The sequence below is a fragment of the Dyadobacter frigoris genome, from assembly GCF_005280585.1.
GTDB lineage: Bacteria > Bacteroidota > Bacteroidia > Cytophagales > Spirosomataceae > Dyadobacter > Dyadobacter frigoris.
The window spans coordinates 539,948-562,041 of record NZ_SZVO01000001.1 but is presented as its reverse complement, the minus strand read 5'-3'; the positions used below and the strand labels follow the sequence as shown (position 1 = coordinate 562,041).

Sequence of the window (22,094 nt, the reverse complement as noted above, 5' to 3'; positions counted from 1 at the left end):
AATGGACTTATTGATCTACTTTGGAAAAGTTAATGTTTACTGGATTTTGTTTTATGCCTGCTATTGGCTCCTATTCCGTAAACACACTTTTTTTGTCTGGAACCGGTTTTATTTACTCGGATCTTTAATTATTTCTTTTGCATTGCCATTCATTCATTTCCCTGACAATGCAAGGGTAATTCCAACAGCCGTTTATGCAGTGTCGGCAATTCCGGTTTATGTTTCCAGGCCGGAATCTACAAAAGTGATTACCCATTGGACGCAGTTCGTATGGGCGATACAAATCATTGGATGCGGGTTAATGTTTTTCAAATTACTGGAAGCATTCAAAGATCTTTTCAAATTGATAAAACAGGGAGAAACCATTCCTCTGGAAGATCATACGCTGGTTTTGTTACCACATAATGAAATTGGCTCCTTTTCATTTTTGAAATGGCTGGTTGTAAACTTTGCTGATTACGAACTGAATTTTGACCCGATTCTACGCCACGAATCCGTTCATATCCGGCAACTGCATAGCCTGGATATTCTTTTGATTGAAATACTAAAAGTTGGATTTTGGTTTAATCCTGTACTCTGGTTTTACAAAAGATCGTTACAGGAAGTGCACGAATACCTGGCAGATGAAGAAGTACCAAACCGTGATCAATATGCAAGATTTCTGGTTGCCTATGCCTTAAATGCTCCAATTGCTTCTTTAACAAATCATTTTTTCAATTCTTCTTTGTTGAAAAGTCGCATTCAGATGATCTACAAAAACCGGAATTCTCAGTGGGCTTTGGGAAAATATCTGATGATTTTTCCAATAATCGGTATGGTTGTAATGCTTACGGCCGCACGTGAAAGATTATTGACTGCAATAGAACGTAATAATTTTAAAATACTATCTACCAAAGAAATTAGCGTAACAGGTCTCGTTAGTGATGAAAATGGTGATGCAATCGAATCCGCCAGTGTCATTGTAAAAGGTAAAACTGTTGGTACGTTAACAGATATGTATGGAAAGTTTGAAATTTCGGGCGTTTATTTAAAGGATAGCTTAGTAATTTCTCACATTAATTATGAATCTATTGTAGTTGATGTAAAAAGTACGCAACAGGATTTCATTACCCTGCGAAAGAAAGAAAATACGCTTGGCAAGATTGTCGTAACACCCGATCTTACAAGCCAACCGGGAAGTAATTCCTCTTCGATACCTAGGTCCGCACAAGCTGAAATGTCTGTAATCGAACAAATGCCGCAGTTTCCCGGCGGAGAAGCCCAACTTAGTGAATTCCTTTCAAAAAATGTTGTGTATCCTGCCGAAGCTGCGAGTGAAGGCGTGCAAGGCGATGTCAAAGTTTCCTTTACTATCAATGACAAAGGATATATCAGAAATCCGAAAATTATTGAAAGAATGGGATATGGCTTGGATGAAGAAGCTTTGCGTGTTGTATTGAAAATGCCTCGCTGGGAACCCGGCAGACAAGGCAGGCGAGCCATTGCGGTTCAGTATAACTTGAGTATTTCTTTTGCTTTAGAAGCGGATAAGGAAAAACGTCAGGGCAGCTCGATAAATACGAATAAGACTTCCGGGTACGCCAAGAATTTGAAGTCCATTCAAATATCAGAACAAAACAAAGATCTAGCGCAAAGCACTAACAATCCCTCTGACCAGAAATTGCAGAAAACGGAAACTGTAAGTTTAGCTAAAAGATTTACAGAAAATAATCCACCGGCACAAACAATATCAGGCCAGAATATGGATTTGGGACTAAACCAAAAAAATTATCACGGCGAAAAAATCACTAGGCAGGCCACCAATATGGCAACGGTGTATGGTGTCAAAATGACTTTGGACAAAGGAATGTCAAAATACAAATCTGCCGAAAGTATTTTCCCAAAGGAGTATGCTATTGCGAAGGATGAAAAAGATAACAAAGAACCTGACTGGCTAAAAAAAATGAAGCCGAAGGATGCTGAATCTATACCTGCATTGAAAGATGAAACGACATTTTCTGTAAATGGTCCGAAGGGTAAAATACTGGTATATATCATTAAACCAAAGAAAAAATAAGCGCCATGGAAACGTTGCTTTATTTCGGGAAAGTTAATATTTACTGGATTCTTTTTTATGCCTGCTATTGGCTGCTTTTCCGAAAGCACACGTTTTTTGTCTGGAATCGCGCTTATCTCGTTGGCTCACTACTCATCTCTTTTTTATTACCAGTCATCAGTATTCCCGAAACGGAGCAAGCCGCACCGACCCCGTTTTATTCGGTCAGCACAGTAGCCGCAGCGGTTCCTTTTTCAGCAGCAGCCGAATATCCAATTCCTGAAACTTTCGACTGGATAGAATGGATATGGTTTTGTGCTGCTATCGGTTCCTTTTTTATGTTGAAAAAACTCGTTAAAAGCTTTTGGGATCTCAGTCAGATTATATCGCAGGGTGATTTAATCAAGCAGCCCGATTACAACCTGATCTTACTTTCTGACAACAAAACAGGTTCATTCTCATTTCTAAAATGGCTCGTTTTAAATCGTTACGATTATGAAAATAATCCTGACCCGATTTTGAGACACGAAATGGTACATATCCAACAACGGCATAGTCTGGATATTTTATTGATTGAAATCATCAAAGTAGCTTTCTGGTTTAATCCGGTGATCTGGTTTTATAAAATCTCTTTACAGGAAGTTCACGAATTTTTAGCCGATGAAGCTGCGCCGAACCGAGATCATTATGCCCGATTTCTTGTCTCGTATGCTCTTGCCGTTCCAGTAACATTACTTACCAATCATTTTTTCAATTCCTCAACCCTAAAAAGCAGAATCAAAATGATCTATAAAAATCGTAATTCACGCTGGTTATTAGGAAAATACCTGATGATTGTTCCCGTTCTGCTTTTTGCTTTGCTCATGACAGCGGCGCGAGAAAAGCTAACTACTTCCGAAGAAGTGCAAAATACACCAGTTCCCAAGTTAAATAAGGATACTGAAATTACTGACAACTCCGCTGTTCCTGAATCAATCCCTGCAATCGTAAAATCCGATACAGGAAAGATTAAAATGAATATCGAAGGTGATATTGTCCGGGAATCCGGTTTGGGAATTGCCGAGGTTAACATTTTTGATCCTGAAAGAGATATTTCTGTTACCACGGATGCGCTGGGGCATTTCAAAATGACAAATGTAGATGTGGGTCGGGTTCTTGTTGTAAGTCATGTCAGTTATATTCCACAAATTTTGGTTGTTGAAAAAGGGAAAACGGAGTACACTTTGACATTTAAAAATGGAAAAAACGAACTGAAGGGACCAGAATTTACAGTCTACCAGGATGTTACAAAAATCACCGAAGACAGAAAAAAGAAGAAAGAAATTGCTGAGTCATTCTCTTCCGTTAAAGAGCAGAAACCACAGTTTCCCGGCGGAGAAGAGGCATTAGCAAAATATATTCAAAGCAACATCCGATATCCGGAGGAGGCTTTAGGCGTAAGTGCCGGTGGGATTGCCCTGGTATCCTTTACAATCAATAGCAACGGCGATGTTCGCAAGCCGAAAATTGTTAAAGAAATCGGTTGGGGCATTGATGACGAAGCAGTTCGTTTGGTATTGAATATGCCAAGGTGGGAACCTGCAAGGCAAAACGGACGCCCGGTTTCGATGGAATATACGCTTTCTATCCGCTTCAATTTAAAACGGGAAGTTGCAGCGAAAGAGAGATATCAGGGCAGCTATCCCGCTGACAATCAAAATAACAAAAAACGTTACTTTAATTACAAAATGCCAGAAATGCCTGCATTGGCTAATCAAGACAAAGTTTTTACAAAAGCATTTAATTTCTCAGACGATAAAAAGCCTGAAGTAAAAATTCAAGGTATGCAATTAAGAATCGCCAAGCCCGCTGAAAAATAAAATTCAGAGGATATTACATAAGTACCGAGTTTGATGGAATGTTATAATGCTTCGTGAAAATAATCACGGGGCATTTTTGCGTTGAAAAGCCTTAAATCATTTTCAATTCAATATTTTTGCAGACACTCTTAAATCAGCTTTGCATGTCACTTCTTAAAGCCGCTATCATTGGCGGTGGCCATATTGCGGATCAAAATCACATTCCCGCGTTAAAAAAGTTATCCGATCAGGTTGAAATTGTTGCAGTTTGCGGTCGTGATATCAACAAAACCCGTTTGATGGCTGATCAACATGGTATTCCGGGTGCCTTTGATAATCTTGAAACCATGTTTAGCAGCCGTGAGCTGGATCTTGTGATCAATTGTACACCTAACAATCTCCATTACGATTACACGATGGAGGCGCTCAAAAACGATTGTCATGTATTATGTGAAAAGCCACCGGCAATGACTGCCGCAGAAGCCCGCGAAATGGCTGATCTGGCTAAGGAAAAAGGAAAGATACTCGCTTACAATTTCCAGCGCCGGCAAACTTCTGAATATCTGCTTTTAAAAAAATGCCAGGATGAAGGACATTTAGGGGAAGTTTATCATATCAAAGCCAATTATCTGCGTCGCAGAGGAATTCCTGGTTGGGGGAATTTTACCAATAAAACAATTCAGGGAGGTGGGGCTATGATCGATTTGGGCGTTCATATACTGGATTTGGCCCTGGGAATGATGGAATATCAAAAACCCGAAAAAGTGGTAGGAAACATTTATGATTTTATTGGCAAAACAGGCGGCAAAGGCTTAAAAGGGCAATGGGATCCGGCTAAGTTTGATGTCGATGATGCTTGTTTTGCATACCTGACTTTTGCCAACAATAAAAGTATTGCTTTGTCCTGTTCTTTTGCCTTAAATCAAAAGCAAGAAGAAATCATTAATCTGGAAGTTTTTGGGAGTAAGGCCGGAGCTGTTTTAAATCCATTTTCACTGCACACGGAAGTTGCCGGAGAATTGGCGGATATTCAATTTCCCTTTATGGAAGAAACAGATACACAACTCAAAAACACAACTGCCTTTATTGATGCTGTTTCAGGAAAACAAACAAATATTTGTCTGGGTGAAGAAGGCGCCGTTTTACAGGATATTGTTGAAAAAATATATTTGAGCGCAGAATTATAATTTAAATTTTTTAATACAAAAAGGAAAAGTCTGAAGTCGGTCATGATTTCAGACTTTTCCTTTTGAACTGATTATTTCGGTGCGCTGCACCTATAAATCATTATATCAATTGCGGTTTCTACAATTATTTTGCCGCTCTGCGGCTATATCGATAACCTGATTACTTCGCAGTAGCCATTACCATTTTTATATCTTGTTTCGCTCCTACTTCAAGCACATCAACCAGATCCTGAACGGCAAGATTTTTATCTACACGAAGCACAATTGTACGATCTTCAACACCCGCAAACAGGGTTTGCAGCTGGGTTTCCAGCTGATCGAACGGAATTGGTTCTTTATCAATGTAATAAACTTTCTTGTCGTCAATTGACAAAGTAATCTGCTTTTTGTACATCTGCTGCGTTGCTGATGCTTTGGGAAGCATCAGTTTGATGACGTTCGGATTTGACATCGTTGAAATGATCAAAAAGAACAACATCAGGAAAAACATAATATCGCTGAGTGAGCTTGTAAAGACCTCAGGGGCAAACCTGCTCTTTCGACGTATCTTCATATTTTAAGTATCAATGGGTAGATGAGATTAATAAGCGGCTCATTCCGGGTGTTTATTTCGAAGAAACCGGTTTTTGAAGCACATCAAGAAAATCTGACGCAGCCACCTGAAGTCTTAATGCAAAACGGTCAATCTTCATATTTAACAAGTGATAACCTGCGTAAGCAAGCAAACCAATAATCAAACCTGAACCGGACGTAATCATTTTCTCATACATACCACTCGCAATTGTACTGATATTGAAATCATTACTCACCGAAATATCATAGAAAATACGAATGATCCCGGAAATTGTACCCACAAACCCAAGCATGGGTGCGATACCTGCAATTACCCCAAGATAGCCCAGATTACCTTCCATACGCTGAATTTCGATCTGGCTTGATGTTTCGATAGAAGTTTCAATATCCTTGATCGGATAACCGATACGGCCAATAGCGCGTTCGAAAATTCTACCCGCAGCATTTCGTTGATTACGGCAAGATGATTCGGCGGACTTCAAATTCCCTTGCTGAATAAAATCTTTCACATTATCTACAAACTGAGAATCAATATTTCCATTGGAACCAATTCCCAGGTAACGCTCGATGATGATAAATAAAGTGGCAACAAAAAGCAGCCCCAGCGGGATCATTACTACGCCCCCTTTTCCTAGAAGGTCAATAACAGATAGTCCCTGCGCGGCGGCAGGTGCAGCCAAAGTAGAGTCAGCAAGTGCTTGTAGAAGCATCATATTAATTGTGAAAAGTGAATAGTTATGCTAATGTAAATGAGATCAAGTCAGTATAAAAACAACCTTGACAATAAACGGAGCAAGCTGCCCCTTATTGTTTAAAGGGCAAATATAGAAAAATTACTCTTTGGGACTACCCCATCCTTCTTTTACATTATCAGTTCCTTCGTATAAATCTGATAATTGTAAAGTAGCTTCTATGGATTGGATTGTTATAGAATCAGATAATTGATAAGCGTACTCTGCAAGTAACCAATGATTATCTTCGGTTCTTCTAAATATTTCTACTCCTACATTAATCGAATTGACTAAGACGTACTCTCTCAAACTATCAATGTCTCTGTAAAAACGAAATTTATCACCACGATCGTAGGAACCTGTACCTTCTGATAATACCTCAATAAGAACTGTTGGATTGATAATAGAATTTTTATCCTTTTCAGCGTATTGATTTGGTCCACAAACAATTAGTAAATCTGGGTAACCATAAAAGGTATTTTCGAAAATATGTATTCGCTGATTACCAGAATAACTTTGGAAATATTTCCTGTCTTTTAAAATTGCGCCAATTATACCGGATAAGTTTTGTTTGACACAATTATGATTTACATCATTAACAATCATTCTGAATTTTTCTCCTTGAAAAAATTCACTTCTGTAATCCGCCCTATTTTCATAAAAGAGATAATCCTCAGCAGTTGATAATTTTATTGGAGAAGCTGTCATTTTTAATTATTGTTTAATAAATCTTAAAAAATTCAGGTAAAAATCTGTTAAAGCTACATTTTTAAAAATCCCCAAAAACAACCATATTGATATTTCTTGTGTCTCCTGAATAACAACTACTTAACTCCTCAACGATGAAAATAATTATGCACATCTTTTTCTTCACTCTCCTGTTAAGCGGCTGTATTGACTGCGGTCCACAAAAAGAACTCACGATCCGGCTTTCAATCGATGCTGATACTTTTCTACTTAAAAAGGTAACCGCACCCGGAGCTATTGATTTAAGTATTTTTGACGAGCAGGTGAAAAATTACACTTCACATTCTTACTCTCAATTAAAAGATTTTACTTTCCCAATTTCCCTGAACGCAGATAGCACTACCTATATTTTCGAATTTGAAAACCGCACAGATACGCTGACCCTTTTTTATGCAAGAGATTTTTCTTATAAAAATGGCTGCGGATTCGTCGTAGACGCCAAATATCCGAATTCTTCGTTTGAGACTAAATCAACATTTAAATACGTCCATGTCGATTATCAATCCTATATACTTGACGAGAAAATACGTCCGTTTGGCACTAGTGAAGGTCCGGGAATATCAATTGAAGCATCATTATGAAAAAGAGCGTACTACTAATTATCATGAGCCTGGTGTCGCTCTGCGGTAATGCCCAGGAAGCTATCGAAGACTCCAAACTTGTATATATTGGTCTGGATTTGGTAAAAAGTTTACCTTCCTATGTTTTTCCCGACAAATATTTAATACGCAATACGGTCATCATCGAGCCTTATGTTATTTTTCCTGGAAAAGACCCTCGGAAACACTGGGTGCTCAGTGGCGGCTTTGCACAAGGCACTTCAAAAATTGACACGACTCAGATCTCCCAGTCTCAAAAATTTCAGGGTGTGTACATTAAAATGGCTTTTGAAAACCAGTATAAAAGGATACCACTAAGGTTCGGTTATGGGCCCATTATATCCTTTTCAGGCTTTCGTGGAAAATATACTTTTAAAGGGCCCACTTTTGGAGATTATACCGGGAGTTTCACAGATGATCAAAATTTCGCTTTCGGTGCAGAGGCCTATCTCGCTTATGATCTAAAACTGAACAAAAAGTTAATGCTTCGTTTCCAGATCAGAACCACGATGGCCGTTCGCATGTCTGGAAATATAAGTCCGGATTATTTTCCTGGTGTGGGTATTACCAAAGGTTTAAATTCATTTCTGATCTCGCCTGGTTTTTCTACCCAACTATTTTACAAGGTTCATTAAAAAATATCAGAATAGTAGTGTCATATTTGTTAACATTCCACAACTTCTATTGTTTTCTAAAATAAAATAATACCTTTATTAATCTTTATAACATACCTGTTATTCAGCCTAATACAATTCAAATTGAGAGTAAAATTCAAGAATTTTCAATTTTTTTTTCAAAGGTGTGACTTCGAAAGAATGTCATAGTCTAAACTTCCAAAAACAAACATTATTCATCCCCCCTTTCTCTCTCAAAATTATGAATTACGACCTTATCAAGGCTCAGATCATTGCCACTGCATCAGAGTACGGCGGCAAAATTTTATTAGCAATTCTTGTCCTGATTATCGGACGGATCGTGATTGGAAAAATCACTTCCATGGTAAGTTCATTGATGGACAAAAGACATGTCGATCGTGACGTTCAGCCATTTTTGAATTCTTTGATTAGCGTGATGCTGAATATAATGCTTCTTTTAAGTATTGCAGGAATTCTTGGCATTCAAACCACTTCTTTTGTCGCAGTACTCGGAGCAGCCAGTTTGGCCGTTGGTTTTGCCTTGCAGGGTAGTCTTGCCAATTTTGCAGGAGGTGTTCTAATTCTGATTTTCAAACCTTACCGGGTTGGTGAATTAATAAATGCACAGGGATTTACAGGTGTGGTAGAAGCAATCCAGATTTTCAATACCATCTTAGTTACGGTTGATAACAAAACGATTATTCTTCCAAATGGCGCACTATCAACCTCGCCGATTACTAATATTTCAACCAAGGGAAAAATACGCGTGGATATGGTTTTTGCAGCCGGCAGCCAAAATGGCGTGGATGCTATCAGAGCATCAATCAGAAAAGTGACCAATGCTTGTCCAACTGCACTGAAAGATGTTGAACATGATATTTTAGTTACCAAACTAACAGAAAATGCAATTTTCTTTGACGTACGTGTCTGGACACTGAGTGAAAATTACTGGGATACCTATTACTATGTAAATGAGGGGATCAGCAAACAATATGCAGCCGACGGAATCGGGGCTCCTAAGCCAGCCGAGCTTAGTGTGGCGCTAAAACAATAAAATTTCATCAATTATATAAGTAAAAATCGAATAAAATGACGGAGTACGGGAATGAACTTTCCTGTACTCCTCTTTTTATTTATACCTTTGTGCATTATTTCAATTCAAGTTCCGATCTCATCCATACCAATTTATGTTTGAAAACTTACAGGATAAGCTAAACAATGCCTTTCGTACTTTAAAAGGGAAGGATCGCATTTCTGATATAAACGTTGCCGCTACTACAAAAGAGGTTCGTAAAGCGTTGGTAGATGCCGACGTAAATTTTAAGATTGCAAAAGATATTACCGACCGGATCAGAGAAAAAGCCCTTGACCGGAAAATATTGATATCCGTGGAACCGGGTCAAATGTTCGTCAAAATTGTTCAGGAAGAATTAACTGAATTGATGGGCGGACAGGCAGAAGGAATTAACATCAAGGGAGATCCTGCTGTTATTCTGATCGCTGGTTTACAAGGTTCTGGTAAAACTACTTTCTCAGGAAAGTTATCTTACTTACTAAAAAAACAAGGCAGACAAGTACTTCTGGTAGCCTGCGACGTGTATCGTCCCGCTGCGATTGACCAGTTGAAAGTTCTTGGAGAACAAGTAGGTGTTGAGGTTTATTCTGAACCAGATAACAAAAGCGCAGTTCAAATTGCTACCAATGCTGTAGCACACGCAAGAAAAATTGGCAAAAAAATCGTTATCGTCGATACAGCTGGTCGTTTGGCCATTGATGAAGTGATGATGCAGGAAGTGGAAGATATCAAGTCTGCCGTAAAACCTTCCGAAATTCTTTTCGTTGTGGATTCCATGACGGGTCAGGATGCTGTAAATACTGCTAAAACTTTCAACGAACGTTTGAATTTTGATGGTGTTGTATTGACCAAACTGGATGGCGATGCCCGTGGCGGAGCTGCACTTTCCATTCGTCAGATTGTTGACAAGCCAATTAAATACATCAGCACAGGGGAAAAAATGGAAGCCCTTGATTCCTTCTACCCTGATCGTATGGCGAGCAGGATTCTTGGGATGGGTGACGTTATTTCTTTGGTTGAACGCGCCCAACAGGCGTTTGATGAAGATGAGGCAAAACGCATCAACGCTAAAATGCGTCAGAACAAATTTGATTTTGACGACTTTTTGGGCCAGCTTCAGCAGATCAAGAAAATGGGTAATGTGAAAGATCTGATCGGTATGATCCCTGGAATGGGAACCGCTATGAAAGATGTGAACATTGACAACGAATCTTTCAAACCAATTGAAGCAATTATCCAATCGATGACGAAGAAAGAGCGCGAAAATCCGGATTTGATCGATGGAAGTCGTAAAAAACGTATTGCAACGGGTAGCGGGACTTCAATTTTGCAGGTCAATAATCTTTTAAAGCAATTCGATGAAATGCGTAAGATGATGAAGAAAATGAATACAATGCAGGCCGCAGGAAAAATGAGCAAAGCATTACGCCGTTAATCTCATTTGAATTCTGTAAAGCATTTTAATTTTCAACATCAAATTTATCCATGAAGCGACTTCTGATCCTGATTGTGTTTTTTCTAGTTTGCGGCCGTGAGGGGTTATTGGCGCAGGGTTCAGTGGGATATTATCCATGGAGCAATTTGTTAACGATAAGTACCAATCCGAGAAAGATATTTTGGGTTGATGGCCGTTTTCAGACAAACTCATTATTCAGCAGCCTTAGTGTTGATATTCTTCCAATGATTAATTTCAAAAGAGGGGAAATCACACAATGGTATGTTGGTGGCGGAGTAAGACTGAATCCATTATATCGTATCGCTGACTCAAAAGCAGATTTGGTAACGGTTGATGGATATTCCCTCAATGTGGGTGTTCGTATAAAACCATTACCACAAAACAGAAATATTCAATTAGCACTGGAACTGAATCCTTATGTAAAAGATAAATTTGATAGCGGTGTTTTAAAAAGTCATTTTGGTGTTGTGTATGTTTTCACCAAAAAGAAAAAGAAGATCGAAGACGCAGCGCAATAGATAATAGCGAATTTGACGGTTGGTGCCCAGTAGCTGCGCCTAAACTGTTACTTTAAAACAGCTGAATATCATAACGATAGATGAAATATTTAGATTTCATGTAATACATTTGTATATTACTGTGTTTCCATAAAACAGAAAGCGATCATTCTATGAAAAAGTTAGAAAAATTCAGCAGCTTCGACGAAATGAAAGACAATTCAAAAACCGGCACCGTTAGTGTGGTTGTGGTAATGGAACGCTATAAAAAATTTGAAAGCTTTATCCATTTTCTGAGAAGCGTTGACCAAAAAGGAGAATCTCATTCAAAAGCAAAAACACTTTCTTTCAGATAGGAATTTGTATGAATGTAAACGACTCTTTGGTCAAAATACTGTTCACATTAAACGAATTCGAGGTTAAACATATGGTGGTCGGCGGGACCGCAGTCGGCTATTACGGTTATATTAGGTTGTCAACGGCTAAGAATGGTGAGCACATTGATGAACCTGATCTGGATATCTGGTACAATCCAACTTATGATAATTACTTCCGATTGTTAAACGCTTTAGAGGTCCTTAAAATTGACGTAACCAAACTTAAGGCGGAACAATCACCCGACCCCCAAAATACGTTTTTAAGATATACCTTGGACGATTGTACACTGGATCTTCTGCCAAATATAAAAGCCCCAATAAAATTCAAGGAGGCTTATTTAAGACGGCATTCTGTAGGCTATGACGGCTTTGAGCTTTCGTTTATAGGTATCGAGGATCTGATTGCTGACAAGGAAGCTACGGGAAGACCCAAAGACTTAACTGATATTGATCATTTAAAACGGAACTATTTTTCTGGGTCTTAAAAAGGAGTAAAAAACTTTTCTAGTTTCCTCCCCTGCCTGCTTTATAAGCGTCATATTCAGCCAGCAATTTTGCTACATCATCTGCGCCATCGAAATCCAGATTTTCTTCCTTTATAACATACTGCATTTTATTTTTTTCATCCGAAAGCACTTTCAGAAAACTGTTTCTGTCTTTCAATTGGATCGGAGTCAATTTGTCTCCTTTCAAAATATACAGACTTTCATCTGTCGCACCAGTTCCTGATTTTTTGTAATGTTTTAAAAGTTTTGTATTTCCATCATACAAAACCTGGTAAAAATTTTTATCCGTTAATCCGACAGCTCCCGGAAATCCACGTTTGAAAGTATAAAGAGCCGTTCCGGTTGGAATATTGAATTCCGTAATTTCCGGGCCGAGCACGTATGAGCTGGAGCCGTTTTTATAGACAATCTGGTCTTTTACGAGATCATAATTAATCAAAACACCATCATAGGGTTTCCCGGATTTATCTCTAACCAAACCTCTATACCATTCCTGAGTGAGGTATGGCGAATTGTCACTTGTATACTGAACTTCTTTTATCGGAGTACCCGTAAGTCCGGTTGAATCCTGGGCCTGTGCATTTATTGTAAAAAATAAAGCGGCAATGAATAAAATCCGGTGAACATTTTTCATAATATGATTTAGTTTATACTGTAAATTTGACTTTTTCTTATGGTACCTGAGCTAAAGAATTCGATAGAAATCAACAAACAAATTGGTTTATTCCTCTCGATCGTTTAGATTCCCTACCATCTTTATGTACTTTTGCCAAAAAAATTGTACCCGCGCTTTTGAACTTAAACGAACAACTCATCCATATACGCCAAAGCCTGGGAGGAATTGCTCCTGAGATTTTCCTGGCCGTGTTTTTCTGTTTTTTTCTTTTTTCTGAATTAGTTTTATTTAAACAATTCGAAAAAAAGAAGGCTTCTTTCTGGCTCCAGAATCTGGCACTTGCAGGAAGTTTAGTAGCACTAATCCTGGTTTTGGGACAATGGAATGATAAACCTTCATTCCGGTTTCATCCATTATTATTCCTGGATCACCAGTCGGTGTTTTTTAAAGTGATGATTATTCTGGCCTGGATTTTCTCGCTTATCCATGTCCGTATTTTAAAATACGATTTTCCGCCTGAATTTAATGCGTTACTCATAGCCGCTGTCGCAGGTTTGAATCTGCTCACAATGTCTACACATTTGCTGACGATCTATTTATCACTTGAACTTATTTCGATTAGCAGTTATCTTTTAGTGGCCATTTCTCCGTATAAAAAAGCGGCCGAAGGCGGATTAAAATATTTGCTTTTTGGCGCTGCCAGTTCAGCGGTAATGCTTTATGGAATTTCATTGATTTACGGACTTACCGGAACAATGGATATCACCAGCGAAGCAATGACCGCTGGTTTGATGAACAATTCAAATCTGGTCATCACAGTTTCTATTGTGATGACGCTGGCTGGTTTACTTTTCAAATTATCCCTTGTTCCCTTTCACGTCTGGACACCGGATGTCTATGAAGCAGCTCCTACTCCACTGGTTTCATTTCTTTCTGTTGCTCCAAAAGCAGCCGTTATTTTGGTCTTAATGCGTTTGGCTTCCGTATTGCCCGCACAATATTTCCCTATACTTGGCGGGATTGCTTTGATTAGTATCACAATCGGAAATGTGGCTGCTTTATGGCAGACTAACGCCAGACGATTGTTAGCCTATTCATCGATTGCACAAGCCGGATATTTATTGGTTGGCGTTGCGTCTTACAGCCGTTTTGGATTTGAAACGGCCGTTTTTTATACAGCATCGTATCTGATTGTAAATATGGCAGCATTTTTCTTAATCGATTTATTACAACCAAAAGCTACCACCGAATTATCAGCGTTCGAAGGTTTGGGCAAACAAAATATATGGATTTCTGGTATCCTGACGGTTATTATGATCGCTCTTGCAGGATTACCGCCTACCGTAGGTTTCACAGCAAAGTGGCTGATATTTTCTGCGCTTTGGGACAGCTATCATGACCAGGGATTTCCGTGGATGCTTTGGCTGATGATCGGAGGAACTTTAAATGCTGCCGTTGCGCTGGCTTATTATCTAAGATTACCGTATCTCTTGTTCTTCAAAAATTCAAACGAGGGAAATTCCGCCTCTAACGAAAGTGCATTGGGGAAAGTCATTGCTGGTATTTTCCTGGCAGCAGTGATATTGTTATTCTTTAATCCGGAATGGATAATGAGTTGGATTTCGGCTTTTTGAAAAGAATTATACGCAAATTGACTACTTCTTATTTCTGTTTTTGAAGCATATTTCCCGGGATAGGATGTTGTTTCAAAAACTCTATCGCATTTTGTTTTTTCTGTAAAAAAAATGGATCGTTAGAAATATCAGGGATTCCTTTATCAACCTTAATTTCAGGTATGACGATTTTATTTCTGCTCGTTATAGTCTTCATAGTTAATGTGTTTTATTTCACTAAATTAATCATTTCTTGGATAACAAAAAAGACTCATAATTTACACCAGTTTCGAATAACTCCCATTGATCATCGACATACCCCAATATTCTATAATAATTTGATATTTCTTCTAAAAACAGAGAAATGCCAATTTGGTAAACACGAGTTCGAACATGAGTACTCCCTTTGGCAAAAATGTTTGCATTTGGATAATTCTCAATAAAATCCTTTACCGCAAATGCAACCGTAGTTAAGACTTTTTGTTTATCATGATTATTTGAAACGACTAAATCATCCATTTGTTTTGTCAATTCATTCCAGTCGCCAAAAGCTAGGTTATATAAATTATTTTCAAGATCAATAAGTTGAAATTGAATAATCTTTTTTATATCCCCTCTCGGTCCATTACTAATAAACTGATAAATAAACGGATCATAATCCTTTGTTAAAACGTAACGTGTTGCATCCATTTCGTGTGTGTGATTAACTTTTATTAAGTAATATAATTCCTTACCTCCCAACAGCCCTAATCTTAAACCCATCCTTCCTCAACAAAGCAATAACTCCTTTTTCCCCACCCAAATGCGCGGCTCCAACGGCAATAAAGGTTGGTTTTTCGTGGACGATTTTATCAATACGTTTAATCCAGTTTTGGTTACGTTGAAAAAGCATTACTTCATCCTGCCCATCCATGCCAAATTCACTTTTAAGCGTCAGATTATATAAACTTTGCAGATCCTGCTTTTTATATAATTCGACCAGATCATGAAATTCTGATTTGGTTTCCGGAAGTTTTTCAATCATCGTAAGAAGCATTTCCGCCTGGCGGTTATAGGGAATGGTGTCAAAAATGGCCATTTGCTCTTCAATTGTTTCAAGACCAATAACTTCTGACTTTTGTTTTACTGCCAAACCCATTAATGAAATTTCGTAGGACTGCGGCTCACAGCCCAGTATTTTATTAAACATCGGCCCCATCATCATAAAAGGTTTAGCTCTTCCAAATGAGATAATGTCCATTCCCAATGAATCCTTATAAAACTGGCTCAGCTGTGTATATTGTTTTTCAGTAAGTATTCCCTGCAACGTTTTACCATCAGCCATAAACATGGTCTTTGTCATGGCACCCATTAAGCCAGGATCATCCATATCAATTTCCAAAGCCAGTTGCCGGGTCTTTGAAACTGCATTTTTGAGTGAGTCACTTAATAAAAAGTCGGCTGGACAAATAAGATGTATAGTTCCGAAAAGGTAGGAAGGTCTGGTAAGCCCTTTTCCTGAAATTTCCCAAAGCAGCGAATTTTCCTTTGGTGCATTTTGAGCTGAGACAATGCTGGCTATTAACAGTAAGCTAACGACGAAAGATCCGATTTTCATTTGAAAACGATTAAATAATTGGTGTGGAGTAAAAAACAAAGAGACGCAAAGTTTTGGTTATTCCTTGCGTCTCTTCTCTTTAATTTTACAAACTTATTCTTTATGGCTGTCCACCTTAATCCGCTCTTCACGATTAGCCAGTTCCCAAGCCGTATAAAATACCAGCTTAACAATCGGCGCCTGCTTGTCAAACATGATTTTTTCAACATCATCACCCGGACGGTGATAATCCTCATGAACACCTGTGAAATAGAAAATCACAGGAATATTTTTCTTGGCAAAATTGTAATGATCAGAACGGTAGTAGAAACGGTTCGGATCTTTTGGATCATTGAAAGTATAATCCAGTTTGTAATTAATGTATTTTTTGTTTGCCTCTTCACTGATCGCATGAAGCTCGGACGATAATTTATCCGCACCGATCACGTACACATATTTCGGATCATTTTTGTGTACTTCATCTACCCGGCCAATCATGTCAATATTTAAATCAGCAATCGTATTTTCTAGCGGCAGTAATGGATTTTCAGAGTAATATTCCGAACCAAAAAGTCCTTTTTCTTCGCCTGTAACATTTAAAAACAGAATACTTCTTCTCGGGCCTTTCCCATCTGCTTTTGCTTTGCTAAACGCTTCTGCAATCTCAACGATAGAAACGGTTCCTGAACCATCGTCATCTGCACCGTTATTAATTTCACCATTTGCTGAAATTCCGATGTGATCCAAATGAGCAGAAATCACCAAAACCTCATCCTTTTTATCGGTGCCTTCCATAAAGCCGGCAACGTTTTCGGTATTGACAATCTCAGTAATTCGCTCCGCTTTGAAAGAAGCCTTACCGGTTAAAGGTTTTGCAGTCGATTTACTTCCTTTGTCAAGATCAGATTTTATTTTGCTTAATTTTTGAGACGATGTTTTCAATAAAGAAGCAGCCATTTCCGGCATAATCACAAAAGACGCCATCCCATTCGGAGATTCCTGAACTGGTTTCAAAGTCGGAGAACTGAATCTTCTGGCCATTACAGCGCGCTGGCGTATTTCCTTATCCAGATCTTCTCCACTTTTGTCCGTAATAATAAAGATGAATTTAGCACCTTTTGACAATGCCAGTTTCACTTTTTGCTGCCAGGAAAGCGGCCCGCTCCACTTTGTTTTTTCAGTAGTATTATTTAAAAGATATTTTCCATCCTCTGATTTAGGTTCGCCTTCAAAAAGAATGACTGATTTCCCAGTTACGTCCAACGTTGCGTAATCATTATAACTGCCTTCTTCAATTCCATAACCAGCCAGAACAATAGGCGTTTCAGTTTCCTCAGGAATACTTAGCAAACCGTTAAGATAAAAATCCTTGTTAAAGGCGTATTTCTTGCCGTCAATTTTCACATAAACATCACCATAGCTTCGTTTGTAAAGCTTGTATTTTTGGAGATACGATTTCACTCCGTCGCCATTATCAGCAATCGGCTGTAAACCGTAGGATTTGAAATATTTAGAAACATATTCCGCCGCCTTTTTCTGTCCCGGTGAACCTGTATCACGGCCTTCCAGACTATCAGAAGCGATGATAACCAGATGTTTTTTGAGATCCTGAGCTGTTATACTTTCGGCATATTTTGTCGCATCATCCTGCGAATAGCTCAAGGTAGAGAGCATCAGGAACATTCCTGCGAGTATGTTTTTTGTCATGGTGGGAATTATAAAAGAAATAGAATTCGTACAAAGAAAACAAAGACAACGGCGAAAGCCAAATTCTTGTTATGCTTATGAATTTTTAATTACCAACCTGTGTTAAGTTCAAAGGAAAACTAGTTGATTTGTGACTTTGAAGCTGCTAACTTTAACTTTATAAGACACACACTAAAAAGTTAACAATGCCCGAAATAAGTCGTTTTCTGGGGATGATCATTAAAATGTTTTTTGATGATCACAATCCACCTCATTTCCATGTAGAATTCCAGGAGTACAGAGCCATTATTAATATCAAAACGGCTGATATAATTGAAGGATATTTACCTCCGAAACAACTGAAATCAATTCAGCTTTGGACATCTATTCACGAAGAGGAGCTTTTAGAAAATTTTATTAATCTCGGTAAGGATTTTAAATCCTGGAATAAAATTGAACCGTTGGCCTGACTATGTTGTACTATATAAAAAAGATTGTGTCAATCCATGATTATGCTATTTCCTGTCTTTTTAATACAGGCGAGGTAAGGATTATCGATTTAAAGGATACAGTCGAAAGGTATAAAATTATTAATGACGGACTGATTAGCGAATTGGCAGACAAAGAATATTTCAAGTCAGTTCAACTGGATTCATACGGAACACTTCATTGGAATAATGGTGTCGATTTTGATCCCGATAATCTATACAAAACATCTAAATCCTATATAGCACCCATCTAATATTTTCAGTAACTTTTTGCACTTCTCTTAGCTTAAATGGCGTTTTTGGATTGTTAACAATAAAAAAATTGTAAATAACTGTTATTCAGCCAAAAAACTACGTATCTTTGCACCTTATTTCAGAAAGTTCAGCAAGAACACAGCATAGCGGCGAGCCAGGGGGCACCTATTACTGTGCCTGCTGTTAACCGTAAACAATTGACTTATAAAACAATGCAATCCATTCGTAACATCGCAATTATTGCGCACGTTGACCACGGCAAAACAACATTGGTCGACAAAATCATTCATGCTTCGAAGCTTTTTCGTGAAAACCAGGAATTCGGTGATCTGATTCTTGACAACAATGATTTAGAGCGCGAACGTGGTATCACTATCGTTTCGAAAAATGTTTCGGTACGTTACAAAGACTACAAAATCAATGTTATTGACACACCAGGTCACGCCGATTTTGGTGGAGAAGTGGAACGTGTACTTAAAATGGCTGACGGTGTTTTGCTACTCGTGGATGCATTTGAAGGTCCTATGCCTCAAACGCGTTTCGTTTTAACAAAAGCGATTCAGCTTGGTTTGAAACCAATCGTTGTTGTAAACAAAGTTGATAAAGAAAACTGTCGCCCTGAAGAAGTTCAGGAAAGCGTTTTTGACTTGATGTTCAACTTGGGTGCAACAGAAGATCAGTTAGACTTTACAACCGTTTACGGTTCTTCTAAACAAGGTTGGATGGGTCCTGACTGGAAAACTCCTACGGACAACATTACTTTCTTGTTGGATACTATTATTGATCAGATCCCTGCTGCCATTATCCATCCGGGTACCCCACAGATGCAAATTACGTCTCTTGACTACAATGCATTCGTTGGTCGTATCGCTATCGGACGTGTATTGCGCGGAACTTTGAAAGAAGGCGCTGTTATGTCTCTTTGTAAAGCAGACGGTGTTATCAAAAAAGTAAAAATTAAAGAACTTCAGGTTTTTGAAGGTCTTGGAAGAGTAAAAGTAAGTGAAGTTGAAGCAGGTGATATTTGTGCTGTAACAGGTATTGAAGATTTCGAAATCGGAGACACTTTGGCAGATGCTGAAAACCCGGAAGCACTTCCACGTATTTCTGTTGACGAACCAACATTGAACATGTTGTTTACGATCAATAACTCGCCATTCTATGGTAAAGAAGGTAAATTCGTTACATCTCGTCACTTACGTGATCGTTTGATGAAAGAAACGGAGAAAAACCTTGCACTTCGTGTAGAAGCAACAGATACTGAAGATAAGTTCCTGGTCTTTGGACGTGGTATCCTTCACTTGTCAGTTTTGATCGAAACGATGCGTCGTGAAGGTTATGAATTGCAGGTTGGACAGCCTCAGGTTCTTTTCAAAACAGACGATAATGGACAACGCCTTGAACCAATTGAAACATTGGTCGTTGACGTTCCTGAATCTTCTTCAGGTAAAGTAATTGAATTAGCCAGCCAACGTAAAGGTGAACTTTTGATTATGGAACCAAAAGGTGATTTGCAGCATTTGGAATTTGAAATTCCTTCTCGCGGATTAATCGGTCTTCGTTCTAACTTGCTTACTGCAACACAAGGAGAAGCTACAATGACGCACCGTTTCAAAAGTTTTGAGCCATTCCGTGGACCAATTCCAGGACGTAACAGTGGATCAATTATCTCGAAAAACACAGGAGCTGCAACGGGTTATACAATTGACAAATTGCAGGATCGTGGACGTTTCTTCGTTGAACCAGGTGAAGAAATTTACGCAGGTCAGGTAATTGGAGAACATACTCGTCCAAATGATATTGTTGTAAACTTGCAGGAAGCGAAGAAATTGACCAACATGCGTGCTTCTGGTACGGATGACGGACTTCGTATCGTTCCAAAAATTAATTTCTCTTTGGAGGAATCAATGGAATATATCCAGAAAGACGAATATCTTGAAGTAACTCCGCAAAGCATGCGTATGCGGAAAATATATCTTGAAGAAAATGATCGTAAACGTTTCGGTGCTAAAATCGAAATGGTTTAATTCAAGCGAATCAAATTCATTATTAAAAAAGGAAGCACAAATTGTGCTTCCTTTTTTTGTTTTTTTTTCATTCTCAATTTCTCCGCAAACCATAGAAAATATTTGGAAAGCACCGAATATGCAGTGTCATCGTTTCATCTTTCCTGATAACTATAAAACAATATTTTTTACTCAATATTTTATACAATTTCAAGATTGAACAGGTTATATCTTTAATATGTCGAAAACATGTATGTTTGTATTATCAAACAATGAAATTCCATTAACATACTTATTATCAGATTATTAATTTAATATTGAAATGGCATATATAGAACCGGCTCCCATTAAGGATAAAGAGAATCCGTTGGAGTCTATGATGCAAAGATTTGACAAGGCAGTAGAACTTTTGGGTATATCTGACGAGATGTACCACATTTTGAAAGTTCCGCGCAAGCAGGTTACAGTAGGAATTCCTGTTACCATGGATTCCGGCAAAATAAAAGTTTTTGAAGGATATCGGGTAATTCACTCAACGATCCTTGGCCCAAGTAAAGGCGGCATCCGTTTTGATCCGGATGTTAATATTGATGAAGTGCGCGCGCTGGCAGCATGGATGACCTGGAAATGCGCCGTAGTGGATATTCCATACGGTGGTGCAAAAGGTGGTGTTGCGTGTAATCCGCGCGAAATGTCTGCCGGAGAAATGGAACGGCTGATGCGTGGCTATACCATTGCGCTACTAGACGTTTTCGGTCCTGACCAGGATATTCCGGCACCTGACATGGGAACCGGCCCAAGAGAAATGGCCTGGCTGATGGATGAATATTCCAAAGCAAAAGGAATGACGATTCAGGCGGTTGTTACAGGTAAGCCGCTCGTTTTAGGCGGATCTTTGGGACGCACCGAAGCCACCGGACGTGGGGTAATGGTTTCTGCTTTGGCAGGTATGGAAAAATTGCGCATCAATCCTTACAGAGCTACTGCGGTAGTCCAGGGTTTCGGAAACGTTGGGTCTCATGCCGCTTCTTTATTGCGTGAACGTGGCGTAAGTATTCACGCGATCAGTGATATTTCAGGAGCTTATTACAATGATAAAGGAATTGATATCGCGGCAGCCATAGCGTATCGCGATGCAAATAAAGGTTCATTGGAAGGATTTACAGGAGCGGAATCAATTTCAGGAGATGAAATATTTTCTCTGCCGGTTGATTTGCTTGTCCCTGCTGCAAAAGAAGACGTGATTACACGTAGAAATGTTGAAAGTATTCAGGCAAAAATGATTGTAGAAGGTGCAAATGGTCCAACTTCTTTCAAAGCCGACGATATTATCAATGACAAAGGAATTATGGTTGTGCCGGATATTTTGGCGAATGCAGGCGGTGTCACTGTTTCTTATTTTGAATGGGTTCAAAACCGTATTGGCTACAAATGGACACTGGAGCGCGTTAATCGCAGAACCGACCGGATCATGAAAGATGCATTCGACCACGTTTATGAAGTTTCATTAAAATATAAAGTATCACTTCGGATCGCGGCTTATATCGTTGCAATTGACAAAGTATCAAGTACTTACAAATTCCGCGGAGGATTTTAAG

General features: G+C 38.7%; 23 protein-coding genes. 15 read left to right on the top strand and 8 right to left on the bottom strand.

Annotation, left to right across the window (positions count from 1 at the left end; genetic code table 11):
- Window position 1 precedes the first annotated feature (1 nt).
- From FDK13_RS02535 to FDK13_RS02525, 3 genes are all read left to right on the top strand, one after another.
- A complete protein-coding gene (locus FDK13_RS02535) occupies window positions 2-2,056 on the top strand; it encodes a M56 family metallopeptidase (RefSeq protein ID WP_137338396.1) in 2,055 nt (684 codons plus the stop codon).
- 5 nt (window positions 2,057-2,061) lie between these two features.
- Window positions 2,062-3,894 carry a TonB family protein gene (locus FDK13_RS02530; RefSeq protein ID WP_137338395.1) on the top strand — a complete coding sequence of 611 codons (1,833 nt, stop codon included), beginning with the start codon at window positions 2,062-2,064 and terminating at the stop codon, window positions 3,892-3,894.
- Window positions 3,895-4,037: 143 nt separating this feature from the next.
- Complete coding sequence (locus FDK13_RS02525) at window positions 4,038-5,060, top strand: Gfo/Idh/MocA family protein (RefSeq protein WP_137338394.1); 1,023 nt, start codon at window positions 4,038-4,040, stop codon at window positions 5,058-5,060.
- Window positions 5,061-5,220: 160 nt separating this feature from the next.
- On the opposite strand, the gene FDK13_RS02520 is transcribed toward FDK13_RS02525, so the two are convergent.
- From FDK13_RS02520 to FDK13_RS02510, 3 genes are all read right to left on the bottom strand, one after another.
- Window positions 5,221-5,613 (bottom strand): ExbD/TolR family protein, encoded by a 393-nt coding sequence (locus tag FDK13_RS02520; RefSeq protein WP_137338393.1) that lies wholly within the window; start codon window positions 5,611-5,613, stop codon window positions 5,221-5,223.
- A gap of 52 nt (window positions 5,614-5,665) precedes the next feature.
- Window positions 5,666-6,346 (bottom strand): MotA/TolQ/ExbB proton channel family protein, encoded by a 681-nt coding sequence (locus FDK13_RS02515; protein ID WP_137338392.1) that lies wholly within the window; start codon window positions 6,344-6,346, stop codon window positions 5,666-5,668.
- A 120-nt stretch (window positions 6,347-6,466) separates the two neighbouring features.
- Window positions 6,467-7,072, bottom strand: coding sequence for a Uma2 family endonuclease (locus tag FDK13_RS02510; protein ID WP_137338391.1), 606 nt, complete (start codon window positions 7,070-7,072; stop codon window positions 6,467-6,469).
- Between the two features lie 134 nt (window positions 7,073-7,206).
- Between FDK13_RS02510 and FDK13_RS02505 the strand changes: the two genes are divergently transcribed.
- The 7 genes from FDK13_RS02505 (at window position 7,207) to FDK13_RS02475 (ending at window position 12,235) form a co-directional block, all read left to right on the top strand.
- A complete protein-coding gene (locus FDK13_RS02505) occupies window positions 7,207-7,692 on the top strand; it encodes a hypothetical protein (protein WP_137338390.1) in 486 nt (161 codons plus the stop codon).
- Entirely contained in the window at window positions 7,689-8,345 is a 657-nt protein-coding gene (locus FDK13_RS02500) for a hypothetical protein (RefSeq protein WP_137338389.1), read from the top strand. Before FDK13_RS02505 ends, FDK13_RS02500 begins: the two co-directional genes overlap by 4 nt.
- Before the next feature lie 241 nt (window positions 8,346-8,586).
- On the top strand, window positions 8,587-9,399 hold the full coding sequence (locus tag FDK13_RS02495; RefSeq protein ID WP_137338388.1) for a mechanosensitive ion channel family protein: 813 nt from the start codon (window positions 8,587-8,589) through the stop codon (window positions 9,397-9,399).
- 133 nt (window positions 9,400-9,532) lie between these two features.
- On the top strand, window positions 9,533-10,855 hold the full coding sequence (ffh, locus tag FDK13_RS02490; protein ID WP_137338387.1) for a signal recognition particle protein: 1,323 nt from the start codon (window positions 9,533-9,535) through the stop codon (window positions 10,853-10,855).
- A 50-nt stretch (window positions 10,856-10,905) separates the two neighbouring features.
- The gene (locus FDK13_RS02485; RefSeq protein WP_137338386.1) at window positions 10,906-11,394 is read left to right on the top strand and encodes a hypothetical protein; all 489 of its coding nucleotides are present in this window, start codon (window positions 10,906-10,908) and stop codon (window positions 11,392-11,394) included.
- Window positions 11,395-11,546: 152 nt separating this feature from the next.
- Window positions 11,547-11,729, top strand: coding sequence for a hypothetical protein (locus FDK13_RS02480; RefSeq protein WP_137338385.1), 183 nt, complete (start codon window positions 11,547-11,549; stop codon window positions 11,727-11,729).
- Between the two features lie 8 nt (window positions 11,730-11,737).
- The gene (locus tag FDK13_RS02475) at window positions 11,738-12,235 is read left to right on the top strand and encodes a hypothetical protein (protein ID WP_137338384.1); all 498 of its coding nucleotides are present in this window, start codon (window positions 11,738-11,740) and stop codon (window positions 12,233-12,235) included.
- Window positions 12,236-12,254: 19 nt separating this feature from the next.
- On the opposite strand, the gene FDK13_RS02470 is transcribed toward FDK13_RS02475, so the two are convergent.
- Window positions 12,255-12,890 carry a hypothetical protein gene (locus FDK13_RS02470; RefSeq protein ID WP_137338383.1) on the bottom strand — a complete coding sequence of 212 codons (636 nt, stop codon included), beginning with the start codon at window positions 12,888-12,890 and terminating at the stop codon, window positions 12,255-12,257.
- Between the two features lie 158 nt (window positions 12,891-13,048).
- Here FDK13_RS02470 and FDK13_RS02465 point away from each other — a divergent pair, with 158 nt between their 5' ends.
- Window positions 13,049-14,506 carry an NADH-quinone oxidoreductase subunit N gene (locus tag FDK13_RS02465; protein WP_137338382.1) on the top strand — a complete coding sequence of 486 codons (1,458 nt, stop codon included), beginning with the start codon at window positions 13,049-13,051 and terminating at the stop codon, window positions 14,504-14,506.
- 28 nt (window positions 14,507-14,534) lie between these two features.
- Here the strand turns inward: FDK13_RS02465 and FDK13_RS35280 are convergent, their stop codons facing one another.
- The 4 genes from FDK13_RS35280 to FDK13_RS02450 form a co-directional block, all read right to left on the bottom strand.
- Window positions 14,535-14,702: a hypothetical protein gene (locus FDK13_RS35280; protein WP_170982693.1), complete on the bottom strand. Its 168-nt coding sequence runs from the start codon at window positions 14,700-14,702 to the stop codon at window positions 14,535-14,537.
- A 29-nt stretch (window positions 14,703-14,731) separates the two neighbouring features.
- Window positions 14,732-15,175, bottom strand: coding sequence for a DUF6934 family protein (locus FDK13_RS02460; protein WP_137338381.1), 444 nt, complete (start codon window positions 15,173-15,175; stop codon window positions 14,732-14,734).
- Between the two features lie 40 nt (window positions 15,176-15,215).
- The gene (locus FDK13_RS02455) at window positions 15,216-16,082 is read right to left on the bottom strand and encodes a TraB/GumN family protein (RefSeq protein WP_137338380.1); all 867 of its coding nucleotides are present in this window, start codon (window positions 16,080-16,082) and stop codon (window positions 15,216-15,218) included.
- A 93-nt stretch (window positions 16,083-16,175) separates the two neighbouring features.
- Entirely contained in the window at window positions 16,176-17,768 is a 1,593-nt protein-coding gene (locus FDK13_RS02450) for a M28 family peptidase (RefSeq protein ID WP_137338379.1), read from the bottom strand.
- 185 nt (window positions 17,769-17,953) lie between these two features.
- Here FDK13_RS02450 and FDK13_RS02445 point away from each other — a divergent pair, with 185 nt between their 5' ends.
- From FDK13_RS02445 to FDK13_RS02430, 4 genes are all read left to right on the top strand, one after another.
- On the top strand, window positions 17,954-18,217 hold the full coding sequence (locus tag FDK13_RS02445) for a DUF4160 domain-containing protein (protein WP_137338378.1): 264 nt from the start codon (window positions 17,954-17,956) through the stop codon (window positions 18,215-18,217).
- A gap of 2 nt (window positions 18,218-18,219) precedes the next feature.
- Window positions 18,220-18,489, top strand: a complete 270-nt coding sequence (locus FDK13_RS02440; RefSeq protein WP_137338377.1) for a DUF2442 domain-containing protein — start codon at window positions 18,220-18,222, stop codon at window positions 18,487-18,489.
- Window positions 18,490-18,702: 213 nt separating this feature from the next.
- Window positions 18,703-20,517, top strand: coding sequence for a translational GTPase TypA (typA, locus tag FDK13_RS02435; RefSeq protein WP_137338376.1), 1,815 nt, complete (start codon window positions 18,703-18,705; stop codon window positions 20,515-20,517).
- A 301-nt stretch (window positions 20,518-20,818) separates the two neighbouring features.
- Complete coding sequence (locus FDK13_RS02430) at window positions 20,819-22,093, top strand: Glu/Leu/Phe/Val family dehydrogenase (protein WP_137338375.1); 1,275 nt, start codon at window positions 20,819-20,821, stop codon at window positions 22,091-22,093.
- The last annotated feature ends 1 nt before the right edge of the window (window position 22,094 follow it).

Bases quoted from the DNA above. Each gene is read 5' to 3' on its own strand.
- FDK13_RS02450 (WP_137338379.1), bottom strand. From the start codon at position 17,768: ATGACAAAAAACATACTCGCAGGAATGTTCCTGATGCTCTCTACCTTG.
- FDK13_RS02535 (WP_137338396.1), top strand. From the start codon at position 2: ATGGACTTATTGATCTACTTTGGAAAAGTTAATGTTTACTGGATTTTG.
- FDK13_RS02445 (WP_137338378.1), top strand. From the start codon at position 17,954: ATGCCCGAAATAAGTCGTTTTCTGGGGATGATCATTAAAATGTTTTTT.
- FDK13_RS02460 (WP_137338381.1), bottom strand. From the start codon at position 15,175: ATGGATGCAACACGTTACGTTTTAACAAAGGATTATGATCCGTTTATT.
- FDK13_RS02510 (WP_137338391.1), bottom strand. From the start codon at position 7,072: ATGACAGCTTCTCCAATAAAATTATCAACTGCTGAGGATTATCTCTTT.
- FDK13_RS02500 (WP_137338389.1), top strand. From the start codon at position 7,689: ATGAAAAAGAGCGTACTACTAATTATCATGAGCCTGGTGTCGCTCTGC.
- FDK13_RS02530 (WP_137338395.1), top strand. From the start codon at position 2,062: ATGGAAACGTTGCTTTATTTCGGGAAAGTTAATATTTACTGGATTCTT.
- FDK13_RS35280 (WP_170982693.1), bottom strand. From the start codon at position 14,702: ATGAAGACTATAACGAGCAGAAATAAAATCGTCATACCTGAAATTAAG.
- FDK13_RS02475 (WP_137338384.1), top strand. From the start codon at position 11,738: ATGAATGTAAACGACTCTTTGGTCAAAATACTGTTCACATTAAACGAA.
- FDK13_RS02505 (WP_137338390.1), top strand. From the start codon at position 7,207: ATGAAAATAATTATGCACATCTTTTTCTTCACTCTCCTGTTAAGCGGC.
- FDK13_RS02440 (WP_137338377.1), top strand. From the start codon at position 18,220: ATGTTGTACTATATAAAAAAGATTGTGTCAATCCATGATTATGCTATT.
- FDK13_RS02515 (WP_137338392.1), bottom strand. From the start codon at position 6,346: ATGATGCTTCTACAAGCACTTGCTGACTCTACTTTGGCTGCACCTGCC.
- FDK13_RS02495 (WP_137338388.1), top strand. From the start codon at position 8,587: ATGAATTACGACCTTATCAAGGCTCAGATCATTGCCACTGCATCAGAG.
- FDK13_RS02430 (WP_137338375.1), top strand. From the start codon at position 20,819: ATGGCATATATAGAACCGGCTCCCATTAAGGATAAAGAGAATCCGTTG.
- FDK13_RS02485 (WP_137338386.1), top strand. From the start codon at position 10,906: ATGAAGCGACTTCTGATCCTGATTGTGTTTTTTCTAGTTTGCGGCCGT.
- FDK13_RS02520 (WP_137338393.1), bottom strand. From the start codon at position 5,613: ATGAAGATACGTCGAAAGAGCAGGTTTGCCCCTGAGGTCTTTACAAGC.
- FDK13_RS02455 (WP_137338380.1), bottom strand. From the start codon at position 16,082: ATGAAAATCGGATCTTTCGTCGTTAGCTTACTGTTAATAGCCAGCATT.
- FDK13_RS02480 (WP_137338385.1), top strand. From the start codon at position 11,547: ATGAAAAAGTTAGAAAAATTCAGCAGCTTCGACGAAATGAAAGACAAT.
- typA (WP_137338376.1), top strand. From the start codon at position 18,703: ATGCAATCCATTCGTAACATCGCAATTATTGCGCACGTTGACCACGGC.
- FDK13_RS02525 (WP_137338394.1), top strand. From the start codon at position 4,038: ATGTCACTTCTTAAAGCCGCTATCATTGGCGGTGGCCATATTGCGGAT.
- ffh (WP_137338387.1), top strand. From the start codon at position 9,533: ATGTTTGAAAACTTACAGGATAAGCTAAACAATGCCTTTCGTACTTTA.
- FDK13_RS02470 (WP_137338383.1), bottom strand. From the start codon at position 12,890: ATGAAAAATGTTCACCGGATTTTATTCATTGCCGCTTTATTTTTTACA.